Source organism: Nocardia callitridis, assembly GCF_039543305.1.
GTDB classification, from domain to species: Bacteria; Actinomycetota; Actinomycetes; order Mycobacteriales; family Mycobacteriaceae; genus Nocardia; species Nocardia callitridis.
Map to the genome: position 1 here is coordinate 1,554,911 of NZ_BAABJM010000001.1, position 12,353 is coordinate 1,567,263.

The following is a 12,353-nucleotide window of genomic DNA, read 5'->3' on the forward strand; positions in this document are numbered from 1 at the left end:
GGTTACGAGCCGCCTCGCCGCTCAGCGGTTCGAGGCGGTCTCCTCTCCGGGTCGTCACCGGGCAAGCGCCGACACCCGGACGGACTGTGGTGCAGGCACGTTCGTGTGCGAACAACCAGCCTCTCAAGTGGTCTCTTGCTTCCCTCGATGTCCGACTCGAAGCGACTGATCCCGGAACGGTTGATCCCGAGTGCACGAGCCACCTGCGCTTGGCTGATCCGCTGACTGACCCGAATGCGGATCAGGTCGTTCAACAGGCGGCGACGCGCCTGCGTCAGCCGCATCGCGTTCTGAACATGGCTGGCACTGGTGAGGTTGAGTAACGGTCTGTTGCCACCAATAGAAGCTGATCACCTAACAGATTGAGATTAATATCCGAAAGGATATACTTTCCTCATGGCAGTGGAGCATCTTCTCCGTCAGGCCCGTGCGGCGGCAAGCCTGTCTCAGGCTGAACTGGCTGAGGCGGCCGGAACGTCTCAGCCCACGCTGTCCGCCTACGAACACGGCCAGAAGTCGCCGACGCTGGACACCGTGGCCCGGATCGTGGGTGAGGCAGGTTTCGAGCTCGCGCTCACGCCGAAAATCGAGTTCACCGAATCAGGTAATACGCGTGGCCAGCCGATCATGACTCCCGCTGTCCTTCCTCGTCTTCCCCTGGACAAGGCCTTGGCAACGATCGAACTCCCCCTGCATCTGAACTGGTCCGACAGAGGTCGTCGCTACAATCTCCGAGATCGACGTCAGCGCGCGCGAGTATACGAGATCGTGCTCCGTGAGGGCACCCCATCCGACATTCTCACGTATATCGATGGTGTTCTGCTGGTGGACATTTGGAACGAACTCGTACTTCCCCACCCGGTACGAGCAGCCTGGGAACAGACTGTCCATGAAATCGGTGATCCCGGCCGGAGCGTGGCGTGACAAACGACAGGCATCCACTCGAAGGCGTGGAACTGACGGAATTCTAGATCGAAGTAGCGCAGGCATTCTTCCAGTCGAAGAAATCGAAGGGGTTCGTCGTGTCGGGAGGTGCCGCACTCCTCGCCGCCGGACTGATCGCTCGCCCCACCGAAGACCTCGATCTATTCACCCATGAACCGACCAAATCGGTAACCATGGCGAAGGAAGCTCTGCTGGAAACCGCTGGCAGACACGGTTGGCAGGTCACAGTGATACGCGATCACTCTTCATTCTGTCGCCTGATAGTCACCGGCCGGGTCGAGGAGGTTCTCATCGACCTCGCCGTCGACTCTCCGCCGGTAACCCCACCGACAATGACGATCCTGGGTCCCACGCTCGCACCGTTGGAGTTGGCCGGTCGCAAGTTGTTGGCACTATTCGGTCGAGCAGAAGCTCGCGACTTCGCGGACGTTTATGTACTCGCCCAGCGCTTCGGCACCGAAGCACTACTCGCCCAAGCTGCTGAGCAAGATATGGGATTCGACCATGCTGTGCTGGCCGAGATGATTGCGACCCTCGATAGGTTCACCGACGATGAGATCCCCCTGCCGGACTCCGCTTTACCTGAGATGCGCACCTTTTTTGGCCAATGGGCGACTCAGATCGACCAAGACCATCCCTGACATCACCGCGGGGCGCGACATGAAGTGCGCCCGGTCGCGGGATGGCGGTACCGCGGATGCCGCGCGGAAGCGTTCAGCTGGGGTCGGAGCCCTTGATGGCGGACAGCCAGATCGTGGCTGCTGCGGCTACGCAGGTTGCGGCGATGAACGCGGGGAAACCGCCGCCGTCGATGTATACCCAGAGCAGGGCGGCGAAGGGGGCGGCGACGGTGGATTGGGCGTCCAGGAGCAAACGGCGGCGCAGGTGTACTGCGGCGAGTAGGTGTGGGCCGCAGGCGGGGCGGGACGGGTTGTCGATGAGGCGGCCGATCGGTTCCTGCTCGCGCAGCCGCCCGGACGGGTAGAGCCGCCGACCGTCGATGACGACGGCGCGGTCGGTCACCTCTGCGGTGCCCTCGGTCAGGGTGAGCAGTGCCGGATCGAAATACACCGGCAGCCAACGAGTTCGGCGGCCCTCGCCGAACTCCAACCACGACCGGCTGGTGAGCCGATGCTGCTGCCGGACCCGGGCAACCCGCACAGTCCCTGCGGTCCCCGCACCGCGAAGAGACACAAAGCTGAACGCCACGGCGAACCGATAACCCGTGTAGCCGACAATCGCCAGCGCCACCGCGCCGAGCGCGGCGACCTGATCCAGAGTGCCGAACGGCGCCAAGGCGGCACAGACCGCCAGGGCGCCGATCGTCACGCTGATCGGATAGGCCAACGGGTGGCCTGATCCGGAACTCACTTCAGGAAGCCGACTTTCGTGAAATCAGGGTCGGCGAGCCCGAAGGCGCCGAAGTTGGCGACCTCGGCGCGCGCGCCGTAGGTACTCGAAGCCTGGTGCAACGGAATCGAATAGCCCTCTTCCCAGATCATTCGATCGCACTGGTTCGCGAGGTCGATCGCCTTCTGCGGGTCGAGTTCGGAGAGGGTGCGCTCGATCAGCGCGTTCAGTTCCGGCGAGCCGATGCGCGCCTTGTTGCCCTGGAGGTTGTCCGGGTTGTATGCGTAGATCTGCGCCAATCCGGGCAATGGAATCGAGCTACCGACCCAACTGAACTGGGCGATATCGAAGTTCCCGGGATCGATCACGTTCGTGAAAAGGCCCTGGCCGGGAATGGTTTGGATTTCGAGTTTCACGCCGACCTGCGCGAGATTCTGCTGGGCGATCTGCGCGGTCTGCACCCACTGATCCTGCTGGTACATCACATCGCGCAGCACCAGTTGGCGGCCGTCCTTCTCGCGCACGTCGCCGTTGAGCTTCCAGCCGAGCGAATCCAGCATCCGCTCCGCCTCGGCGGGATCGAACGCGATGGGCTGCGCGTTGTCCTGGTAGCCCTTCTGCCCCGCGACGAAAACGTGGTTGTTCAGCGGCTTCGGGTTGTCCACGATCCCGTTCTGCCCGGCGGTGACGATGCCCTGCCGGTCGATCGCCTTCGAGATCGCGATGCGCAGCTGCGGATCTTCCAGGATCGAGCCGGGTGCGCCGTTGAACGTCAAGTGCGACCACGTCGGTTCCGGAGTCCGACGAATCTCGACACCTGGGGTATTGCGCGCCCCGGTGACGTTCTCCAGCCCGGACATGTACGCGACGTCGAGCTCATTGTTCTGGATAGCGGGCAGGACCGCCGCATTGTCCAGCACGCTGAACGTAATGGTGTCCAGTTTCGGTGTGTCGCCCCACCACTTCGGGTTGCGCCCCAGCACGATTCGGTTCTGGGCTCGGTCGATATCTTGAAGAATGAACGGCCCCGAGCTCAGTTTCAGTTCGTTGCGGTCGAGATCGTTGAACGCCTCGGGGGTAGCGGTTGTCTCCTTCTGGTAGAGCGGGCTGAAGAAACCCTTCCATTCGGCGTAGGGCTTGTCGAGGGTGACGATCGCCTGCTTGTCGTCCACACCCCGTTCGACCTTGCCGACACGCTCGAAACCGGCGGTGGAGCCGACCAGGAAGCGGGGATCTTTCCCGCTCAGCGCCGCAGCCTCCGAACGAAGGTCCTCCCAGGTGATCGGGCTACCATCGGACCAGACCGCCTTCGGATTGATCGTGTAGGTGATCTGCTGCGGGCTGGTATTCGTCAGTTGAATATCGGTGAAGTAGTTGTGATTGACGCTCAATTCGCCTGCGGCATCACTGAGGAAAGCGGACGGCATCATCGGTTCGATGACGTCACTCACGTCCGCGTTGGAGTCGATGTGCAGCACGTTGAACGTCTCCGGGAACGCCGACACCGTCAACCGCAGGTTCCCACCGTCACGCAACTCACTCGGATCATGCGGATTGATGTCGTTGACGGAGCCGATGTCGCTGGACCCGACAGGCCCGGTGGCATTGTCGGCGCAGCCGGACAGAATCAGCCCGATGGCGACGCACGGTATCGCGAATCGTGCGCCGAGCGAATGAACTCTCATCGCGGGTCCTTCCAGTAGCGGTGCGGCCCGATCGTCATTTGACGAAGCCGATCTTGGTGTAGTCGTAGGACGCCAACCCCGGCGACCCGTAGTTCGCGAGGTCGGCGCGCAAGCCATAGTTCCCTTCCGACTGGGTCAGCGGCAGGGAATGCCCTTCTTCGAACACTTTTCGGTCGACCTCGTTGGCCAGTTCGGTGGCCTTTTTCGGATCGAGCTCCGAGAGGGTGCGGTTGATGAGGTCGTTGAGTTCGGGAGAGCCGATGCGGCCGAAGTTGTTCTGGAGGTCGTCGGGGTTGTAGGCGTAGGTCTGCGGGAGGCTGCTCAGCGGGGAGGCGTCGCCTTGGAAGACGAATTGGGCGAGGTCGAAATCACCCGGCTGGATCACGTCGGTGAAGTAGCCCGCGCCCGGCTTGGTGTCGATGGTGAGTTTCACGCCGATCTGGGCGAGGTTCTGTTGCACGATCTGCGCGATCTGTACCCAGGTCGGGTCGTTGTACATCACGTCGCGGATCTCGAGTTCGCGGCCGTCCTTTTCGCGCACGTCGCCGTTGAGTTTCCAGCCGAGGGCGTCGAGTTCCTGTGCGGCGCCGTCGAGGTCGAAGGCGGGCGCGTTGTCCTGGTAGCCCTCTTGTCCTTCGAGGTAGACGTGGCTGTTGAGTGGTTTCGGCTGCTCGACCAGGCCGTTCTGGGTGGCGGTCGCGATGCCTTGCCGATCGATGGCCTTCGAAATGGCGACGCGCAGTTTCGGGTCCGACAGGATGGAGCCAGGTGCGCCGTTGAAGGTGATGTGGCGCCAACGGTTACCCGGCGCGCGACGAATGGTGAGCCCTTCGGTGCCTCGGACGGTCTTCACGTCATCGATGGTGCTGAGCAGGATCGCGTCGAGTTCGTTGTTCTGTAGCGCGCCGGTCCACGCCGAGCGGTCGAGCACGCTGTAGGTGATGGTGTCGAGTTTCGGCGTCGCGCCCCACCATTTCGGGTTGCGGTTCAGGGTGATTCGGCCCTGGCCGCGATCGGTGGATTGCACCTGGAACGGCCCCGCGGTCGGACCCATGTGGTCGACGAGGCTGGCGTTGAACGCTTCGGGGGTGTCGGTCACCGACTTGGGGAACAGTGAGCTGTTCCCGGCGAACTGGCCGCGCCATTCCGCGTAGTGCTGCTTGAAGGTGATCACGGCCTGTTTGTCGTCTACGCCGCGTTCGACCCTCTCGACCCGGTCGAAGCCGCTGGTGATGGCGATCAGATAGCGCTTGTCGGTACCGTCGAGCGCTTTGGCTTGGGAGCGGATGTCTTCCCAGGTGATCGGGGTGCCGTCGGACCACACGGCCTTCGGGTTGATCGTGTAGGTGACCTGTTGCGGCTCGGTGCCGGTGAGCTGGACATCGGTGAAGTAGTCGTGATTCACGCTCAGCTGGCCCGCCGCGTCGACGGTGAACGAGCGTGGCATCAGCGGGCGTTCGATATCGGCGATCTCGCCGTCGTTGCCGTCGTTGGACAGCGTGTTCCAGTTGGCGGGGAACGAGGTGGTCGCCAGGCGCAGGTTTCCACCGTCGCGCAGTTCGTCCGGATTCTTCGGGTTGATATCGCTGGTGGTGCCCAACGCGTTGCTCACACCCTGTGCGGACTCACTGTCATCGGCGCCGCACCCCGCGACGATCAGACACAGCGCCGTCACCGGAATGGCCCACCGGGTGGCTCGACTGGATCGTCGCATCGCGTTGCTCCCTTACTATCGGCTGACCACTGGCACGGGTACCGCATCGATCAGTGCTCGGGTGTACTCGTGTTGTGGATCGGTGAAAATCTGTTCCGCGCTACCGGATTCGACGATTTTTCCGTGGTACATCACTGCGATGTCGTGGGCGAGGTTGCGCACCACCGACAGGTCGTGGGAGACGAACAGGTAGGAGAGTCCACGTTCGGCCTGCAAGTCGCGCAACAGGTTCAGCACACCGGCCTGGATGGAAACATCCAGCGAGGACACCGGTTCGTCCAAGACCAGCAGCTCCGGGTCCAGCGCCAGGGCGCGGGCGATGCTGATGCGCTGTTTCTGGCCGCCGGAGAAGTCGGCGGGATAGCGTTCGGCGTGTTCGGGTCGCAGGCCGACGAGTTCGAGCAATCGCGGTACCCGCGCGGCGATTTCGGCCCGGGGGAGCCCGTCGATGCGCATCGGTTCGCCGAGCACGTCGAAGACGGGCAGGCGCGGGTCGAGTGCGGCAGTGGGGTCCTGGAAGACGATCTGAATCTTGCGGCGGACCTCGCGCTTGTCCGCCTTGGACATGGCGGTGACGTCGGTGCCAAGGATTTCGATGACGCCGGACTGTGGTTTGGCCAGGTCGAGAATCTCGGTGAGGGTGGTGGATTTACCGGAGCCGGATTCGCCGACCAAGGCCAGTGTGCGGCCCTTGCGCACTTCGAAGCTGATGCCGTCGACGGCGCGGACCTCGCCTTTTCGGCGTTGGAACACCACGCCCGAGGTGATCGGGAATACCTTCACCAGGTCCGCGACACGCAGTACCACCTCCGAGGACGACGCCGAGGCGACCTCCTCGGGCTCGGTGATCTCCTGCCGATAAGCCTCGAAAAGGTCCGAGGACCCTTTCTCCTCGGTGCGAATGCAGGCGGCCGAGTGCTTGGGTCCGGTCGGCTCCAATGGCGGTTCGGCGACCTGGCATTCCTCGATCGCGATCGGGCAGCGCGGCGCGAAGGAGCAGCCGGGTGGCAGGGCGTGCATGGCGGGTGGCGCGCCGACGATCGGGATCAGCGGGGCACGGGCCGGGCCGTCCATCCGGGGAATCGATCCGAGCAGACCCACCGTGTAAGGCATTCTCGGCGTAGTGAAAAGTTCGGTGGCACGCGCGGTTTCGACAATCTTTCCCGCGTACATCACCGCGATCCGGTCGGCCAACGTCGCGGCGATACCCATGTCGTGGGTGATCATGATGACCCCGGCGCCGGTGATGTCGCGCGCCTTGCGCAGCAGGTTCAGGATCTGCTTCTGCACCGTGACGTCCAGCGCGGTAGTCGGTTCGTCGCAGATGATCAGCGCGGGATCGTTGGCGATCGCCATGGCGATCACCACACGTTGGCGCATGCCGCCGGAGAACTCGTGCGGAAAAGCCTTGGCGCGCACGGCCGGTTCGGGGATACCGACCAGATCCAGCAGTTCCACCGCACGCGCGGCGGCCTCGGATTTCCCCATCTTGCCGTGCGCGAGCAGGGCTTCGGCGATCTGATCGCCCACCCGGTACACCGGGGTGAGTGCTGAAAGCGGGTCCTGGAAGACCATGCTCACCGAACTGCCGCGCAGCTTGGACAACTCCCGATCGCCGAGGCCGAGCAGTTCGCGCCCGCGCAATCGGATCGAGCCGTTGACGCGCGCTTGTTCGGGCAGCAAACCCATCACCGCGAGCGCCGAAACCGACTTACCCGAACCGGATTCACCGACAACGGCAAGCACCTCACCATCGGCGACGTGGTAATTCACGCCCCGCACCGCCTCGACCCTGCCCTCCTCGCTGGGAAAGGAGACACGCAGATCGGTGATCTCGAGCAGGGGAGCGGTGGAGTTGTTGTCGGCGGTGGCGGCCGCGGTGGTGGCCGCCGACTTCTTGGATGCGCCGGTCATGCCTGAGCCTTCTTCGTCTTCGCGACCTGCTTTTTCTTCTTCGAGCGCGCCCGCGCGGAACTCGGGTCGAACGCGTCACGCAGACCGTCGCCGACCAGGTTCGCCGACAGCACCGTGAGGATCAACAAACCACCGGCGAACAGGAACAACCACGGGTAGGTCAGCGCCGATTTGGTGCCGACCGCGATCAGCGAACCCAGCGAAACATCCGGCGGCTGCACACCGAAACCGAGGAAGCTCAACCCGGTTTCGGCCATGATCGCCGCGCCGATATTCAGCGTGGTGTCGATGATCAGGATCGAGGCGATATTCGGCACGATATGACTGACGATCACGGTCCTGGTCGGTGCGCCCATATACCGTGCGGCCTTGACGAATTCGCGTTCGCGCAGGCTCAGGGTGAGTCCGCGCACGATGCGCGCGCTGATCATCCAGCTGAATCCGCTGAGCAACAGGATGAGCAGGACGATCGAGCCGCTGCCCTTCGTTCTCGGCGCGAAGATCGCGATGATGATGAAGCTCGGCACCACCAGCAGCAGGTCGACCAGCCACATGATCGCCCGGTCGGTCCAGCCGCCGAGCAAACCGGCCACCGAACCGGCTGTCGCGGCGATCACGGTGGTGATCAGGGCGACGAAAAGACCGATCAGCAGCGACTTCTGCAGGCCGCGCAGGGTTTGAGCCAGTACGTCCTGGCCGATCTGTGTGGTGCCGAAGGGGTGTTTGCCGCTCGGCGGTTTCATCAGCGCGGTGTAATCGAGTTGCTGATAGTCGTAGGGCAGCAGTGGTGGCAGTGCGAAACTGCCGACGAACAGCAGGATCAGGATCAGTCCGCCGACCACGGCGGGCTTATTGCGCAGGAACCTGCGCCACACCAGCGCGCGGCGCCCCGACGACGCGACCTCGGGTGCGCCCTGGACGATGATCTCGGCTTCGGTCATCCCACACGCACCCTGGGGTCGAGGATCGCGTAGACGATGTCGGACAGCAGACCCGAAACCAGCACCACCACACCGGCGAATACCGTCACGGTGACCGTCACGTAGATGTCCTGGGCGTTGATCGAGTCCACCAACCATTCACCGACGCCGTGCCAGCCGAAGATCTTCTCGGTGAAGGTCGCGCCGGTGATCAATCCGCCGAGGCTGTAGGCGAACAGGGTGGCCATGGGGATCAGCGCGGTGCGCAATCCGTGCTTGTAGAGCGCCTTGCCGCGGGTGAGGCCCTTGGCGCGCGCGGTGCGGATGAAGTCGCTCTGCAACACGTCGAGCATGGCGTTGCGTTGGTAGCGGCTGTAGCTGGCCATGGCACCGAGCGCGAGGCCCGCTGTCGGCAGGATCAGGTGCTGTATCCGGTCGAGCAGTTGTGGACCGAAACCCTGGATCGCGTTGGCCGAGGTTTCCCCGGTATAGAGGAATACCTGTGATCCGGTGAGCGAATTGATCTCCAGCGCACCGTATTTCAGGAGGGTCGCGAGCAGGAACACCGGCGTACTGAGTACGAGTAGCGAGATCACCGTCGTGAAATAGTCACTGAACTTGTACTGCCTGATCGCACCCGCCGCGCCGATCAACACACCGAGCACCGTGCCGACCACCGAGCCGATGACCAACAGCCGCAGGCTCACCGCCACCCGTCGCGGCAGCTCTTCGCTCACCGGTTGCCCGGCCAGCGTCGTCCCGAAATCGCCGTGCGCGACACCGCTGACCCAGGTGAGGTAGCGCTGCGGGATCGGCTCGTTCAGGTGCAACTGCTCAGCTTTGGCGTCGATCACCGATTGCGGTGGGCGCGGATTGCGTTGTTCCAGACTGTCCAACGGCCGAAACGTCAACGACGCCAGGCTGAAGGTCAGGAACGACGCCAGCAGCAACAGCACGACATAATTGAGCGCGCGTCGTAGCAGGAAGCCGGTCATCAGTCCTCTGGTCTTTCGGCTGGCGGGCCAGCGCGGGTTGTTAGCCCACGATCATAAGGACGTACCGGGGAACGTGCTCACCACGTGGGTGTTCGGCATGTCCCCTATCCTTACGGCATCGGTCGACGTGGCTGGCGTCGGGGGAGCCTTCGGGGAGTGACGGTGAACCGTCCGTACCATCCAGGTGGCCCGTCCGCCGCAGCATCAATCGTATTCGCTTGGGGCGCAAGGCTTACCGGGTGACGGTACAGCGGTGCGAGCGATTGTCGGCGCGCGGTCGCGCAGAAGCTTCGCGCAGCGCGGTCATCGCGTCATCTGCCCGCACTACCGATATTGCCGAAATCTTCACACCTGGGTCGAGCGCGTTCGGCGACCGTGGGTTACAGCCGTTCGCGATCGTACTGTTCGGCGGACAGCGGTGGGCGGAGCACATGTGGCGGGTGGTGCCATGGCCGGCCTCGTGGCTCGTGTCAGGTCGGCGAGCGCGAATTGTCCTCAGCGATGGGGCCTCGTCTGTGGGTGGATCACGGGTTGCCGTCGAGGCATTCGAACCCACGGTGACGGTCGGTTGTCCGTCCCGAGCAGCTTGCTGCGAATTCAAGCACCTGGTAGTCGGGTGTTGGACCGCCGCGAAAGCCGGCCGATGGCGCTTCGCGTGACGGAACAGAATGACCATCGGTGCACACGCTTGCTCCTCTGGGCGATATGTCCCCTATCCTTGCGCTACCGGCGTACTCGGGTGGGGTCGGGGAGATGAGGGAGGGGATCATGAGTTATTCGCAGTATTCGGGTGGGTATCAGCCGTATCCGGTGTATTCGGGTGGGGCGCAAGGTGCTCCGGGTGGTGGGACGGCGATCACCGCGGGGGTGCTCGCGAGTATCGGTGCGGTGGCGGAGTTGCTCGGCGGCGTCGTGAACGTGGTCTTGGCGGTCGGCCTCGGCGCGCTGCTCGGATCCGAGTCCGCTGAGATCGGCGGCAATTGGTACACGCTCTTCGTCCTCGTCACCGGAGTGGTCGCCATAGTGGCGGGCATTCTGCTGGGGTGGGGAGCGATCGCGTTGTTCAACAAAAAGGCGCTCGGTCGGACACTAATCGTCGTCGGGTGCCTGCTCGTAATCGTGGCGGCGCTCGTCTCGTTCGCGTTGTCCCAAATGGTCGCGGACAGTCTGTCCGGGGTCGGTCTACTCGCCGGGGGAATCATCAGCGGGGTAGTCCTGGTCTTCCCGATCGCCACGCTCATTCTGGTGCTGCTTTCCTCGACCTCGCGATGGTTGAGCTATCGGCCCGAGTTGGGCGGTCAGCCATATCCGGGCCCGTCCGGATATCCGCAGCCGCAGGGGTACCCGCCGCCGGGAGCGCAACAAGCGCCGTCGCAATGGGGTGTGGCGGGACCGCAACAGCAATGGGGCGTGGCGGGGTCACCACCGCAACCCGGTGCCGGGCAGCAGCCGGGGCAACCAGTGCGGCCAGGCTTCGCGCAGCAGGGCGCACCGTGGCCCGCCACCCCGGAACCGTCGGCGCCGCAGCCGAACTGGAACCAGCCACCTGTCGCACCCGAAACTGTGATCGCCACGCCGGGATCGAGCTCCTCCGGCCCGCCGAACGGGACGAATGGCCTGCTGTCGAAAGCGCCGAACCTCGGCGACGGCGGCCAGGTCGGACCCACGGATCAGACCGTGTGGCGGCGCCCACCAGAGAATGGCTGAATCTTGACGAACGCCGTCATTACTGCCCCTGTTGCGGCGAGGGTGCGCGGGCGAGCATCGATATATGACCTCTCCACTGCTGCACACACTCCGTCGCGTACTCGCTGAACTGGCCTTCGGTATCCATGCTGGCAACGCGATCAGACACGGCCGCCCAGCCTCGACCCGCCGCACTCCGCCAGTCCCGTGCGACCTTTCGCGCACCGCGGCGTAATCGAAGGGCACGTCGCCGGGATGATTCCTGGAGACGCGGTCCGCGCCGGTACGCGCGTCCGGCAGGATGGAATAGGTGACGCACCAGCACCTGCCCAAGCCGAAGATGGTGGCGACCGACGTCGACGGCACCCTCATCGATCCTGCCGAGCGGGTCTCCCCGCGCACGAAAGCCGCCATCGAATCGCTGATCACCGACGGTGTGCCGTTCGTCCTCGCGACCGGTCGTCCGCCGCGCTGGGTGGACCCGATCGTCGATGACCTCGGCTACGCGCCGCTGTGTGTCTGCGGCAATGGCGCGGTGATCTACGACAGCGCCGCGGACCGCGTGCTCAGCAGCCGCACCCTCGACGTGCCGACGCTGAGCTGGCTGGCCGAACTCGCCGAGCGAACCCTGCCCGGTTGCGGCTTGGCCGCCGAACGCGTCGGAGTCAGCGCGCACGACGCGGTGACACCGCAGTTCGTCAGCTCTCCGCTCTACGAGCACGCCTGGCTCAACCCCGACGACACCGACGTCGATCGCGAGGAGGTGATCGATACCCCCGCCATCAAGCTGCTCATCCGATTAGCGGGAGCCCGCAGTTCCCAGATGCGCGCGGCGCTGGCCCCACTGATCGGCGAGCGCGCCGACATCACCTACTCCACCGAGCACGGCTTGATCGAGCTATCCGCGCCCGGCATCAACAAGGCGGCGGGGCTCACCGTGGTGGCTCAGCACCTCGGCGTCGAAGCCGCCAACATCATCGCCTTCGGCGATATGCCCAACGATGTGCCGATGCTCAGGATGGTCGGCCACGGCGTCGCGATGAGCAACGCGCACGAGGAAGCCAAGGCCGCCGCCGACGAGATCACCGAGTCCAATAGCGACGACGGCGTCGCTCGCGTACTCGAACGCTGGTGGGTCTGAACG

General features: G+C 64.1%; 11 protein-coding genes. 4 read left to right on the forward strand and 7 right to left on the reverse strand.

The window, feature by feature from the left end; all coding sequences use genetic code 11:
* Positions 1-2: 2 nt before the first annotated feature.
* On the reverse strand, positions 3-284 hold the full coding sequence (locus ABEA50_RS30900; RefSeq protein ID WP_425577537.1) for a helix-turn-helix domain-containing protein: 282 nt from the start codon (positions 282-284) through the stop codon (positions 3-5).
* 112 nt (positions 285-396) lie between these two features.
* Between ABEA50_RS30900 and ABEA50_RS06620 the strand changes: the two genes are divergently transcribed.
* Positions 397-924: a helix-turn-helix domain-containing protein gene (locus ABEA50_RS06620; RefSeq protein ID WP_345494142.1), complete on the forward strand. Its 528-nt coding sequence runs from the start codon at positions 397-399 to the stop codon at positions 922-924.
* 47 nt (positions 925-971) lie between these two features.
* Positions 972-1,586, forward strand: coding sequence for a nucleotidyl transferase AbiEii/AbiGii toxin family protein (locus ABEA50_RS06625; RefSeq protein WP_345494689.1), 615 nt, complete (start codon positions 972-974; stop codon positions 1,584-1,586).
* A 73-nt stretch (positions 1,587-1,659) separates the two neighbouring features.
* Here ABEA50_RS06625 and ABEA50_RS06630 read toward each other — a convergent pair whose 3' ends face one another.
* From ABEA50_RS06630 to ABEA50_RS06655, 6 genes are read right to left on the reverse strand one after another with little or no spacing between them, the layout of a single operon-like run.
* Positions 1,660-2,316 (reverse strand): hypothetical protein, encoded by a 657-nt coding sequence (locus tag ABEA50_RS06630; protein WP_345494143.1) that lies wholly within the window; start codon positions 2,314-2,316, stop codon positions 1,660-1,662.
* Entirely contained in the window at positions 2,313-3,980 is a 1,668-nt protein-coding gene (locus tag ABEA50_RS06635; RefSeq protein WP_345494144.1) for an ABC transporter family substrate-binding protein, read from the reverse strand. Before ABEA50_RS06635 ends, ABEA50_RS06630 begins: the two co-directional genes overlap by 4 nt.
* Positions 3,981-4,014: 34 nt before the next feature.
* On the reverse strand, positions 4,015-5,694 hold the full coding sequence (locus tag ABEA50_RS06640; RefSeq protein WP_345494145.1) for an ABC transporter family substrate-binding protein: 1,680 nt from the start codon (positions 5,692-5,694) through the stop codon (positions 4,015-4,017).
* Between the two features lie 15 nt (positions 5,695-5,709).
* Positions 5,710-7,608, reverse strand: a complete 1,899-nt coding sequence (locus tag ABEA50_RS06645; RefSeq protein WP_345494146.1) for an ABC transporter ATP-binding protein — start codon at positions 7,606-7,608, stop codon at positions 5,710-5,712.
* Positions 7,605-8,549 carry an ABC transporter permease gene (locus ABEA50_RS06650; RefSeq protein ID WP_345494147.1) on the reverse strand — a complete coding sequence of 315 codons (945 nt, stop codon included), beginning with the start codon at positions 8,547-8,549 and terminating at the stop codon, positions 7,605-7,607. The genes ABEA50_RS06645 and ABEA50_RS06650 overlap by 4 nt, the downstream gene beginning before the upstream one ends.
* Positions 8,546-9,523, reverse strand: coding sequence for an ABC transporter permease (locus ABEA50_RS06655; RefSeq protein ID WP_345494148.1), 978 nt, complete (start codon positions 9,521-9,523; stop codon positions 8,546-8,548). The genes ABEA50_RS06650 and ABEA50_RS06655 overlap by 4 nt, the downstream gene beginning before the upstream one ends.
* Before the next feature lie 768 nt (positions 9,524-10,291).
* Between ABEA50_RS06655 and ABEA50_RS06660 the strand changes: the two genes are divergently transcribed.
* Both ABEA50_RS06660 and ABEA50_RS06665 read left to right on the forward strand, forming a co-directional pair.
* Entirely contained in the window at positions 10,292-11,230 is a 939-nt protein-coding gene (locus tag ABEA50_RS06660) for a hypothetical protein (protein WP_345494149.1), read from the forward strand.
* A gap of 319 nt (positions 11,231-11,549) precedes the next feature.
* Positions 11,550-12,350, forward strand: a complete 801-nt coding sequence (locus tag ABEA50_RS06665) for an HAD family hydrolase (RefSeq protein WP_345494690.1) — start codon at positions 11,550-11,552, stop codon at positions 12,348-12,350.
* The last annotated feature ends 3 nt before the right edge of the window (positions 12,351-12,353 follow it).

What these genes read in the sequence shown, in the direction of transcription:
- ABEA50_RS06665 (WP_345494690.1), top strand. Translation starts at nt 11,550, where the DNA reads ATGGTGGCGACCGACGTCGACGGCACCCTCATCGATCCTGCCGAGCGG.
- ABEA50_RS06640 (WP_345494145.1), bottom strand. Translation starts at nt 5,694, where the DNA reads ATGCGACGATCCAGTCGAGCCACCCGGTGGGCCATTCCGGTGACGGCG.
- ABEA50_RS06650 (WP_345494147.1), bottom strand. Translation starts at nt 8,549, where the DNA reads ATGACCGAAGCCGAGATCATCGTCCAGGGCGCACCCGAGGTCGCGTCG.
- ABEA50_RS06635 (WP_345494144.1), bottom strand. Translation starts at nt 3,980, where the DNA reads ATGAGAGTTCATTCGCTCGGCGCACGATTCGCGATACCGTGCGTCGCC.
- ABEA50_RS06645 (WP_345494146.1), bottom strand. Translation starts at nt 7,608, where the DNA reads ATGACCGGCGCATCCAAGAAGTCGGCGGCCACCACCGCGGCCGCCACC.
- ABEA50_RS06620 (WP_345494142.1), top strand. Translation starts at nt 397, where the DNA reads ATGGCAGTGGAGCATCTTCTCCGTCAGGCCCGTGCGGCGGCAAGCCTG.
- ABEA50_RS30900 (WP_425577537.1), bottom strand. Translation starts at nt 284, where the DNA reads ATGCGGCTGACGCAGGCGCGTCGCCGCCTGTTGAACGACCTGATCCGC.
- ABEA50_RS06660 (WP_345494149.1), top strand. Translation starts at nt 10,292, where the DNA reads ATGAGTTATTCGCAGTATTCGGGTGGGTATCAGCCGTATCCGGTGTAT.
- ABEA50_RS06655 (WP_345494148.1), bottom strand. Translation starts at nt 9,523, where the DNA reads ATGACCGGCTTCCTGCTACGACGCGCGCTCAATTATGTCGTGCTGTTG.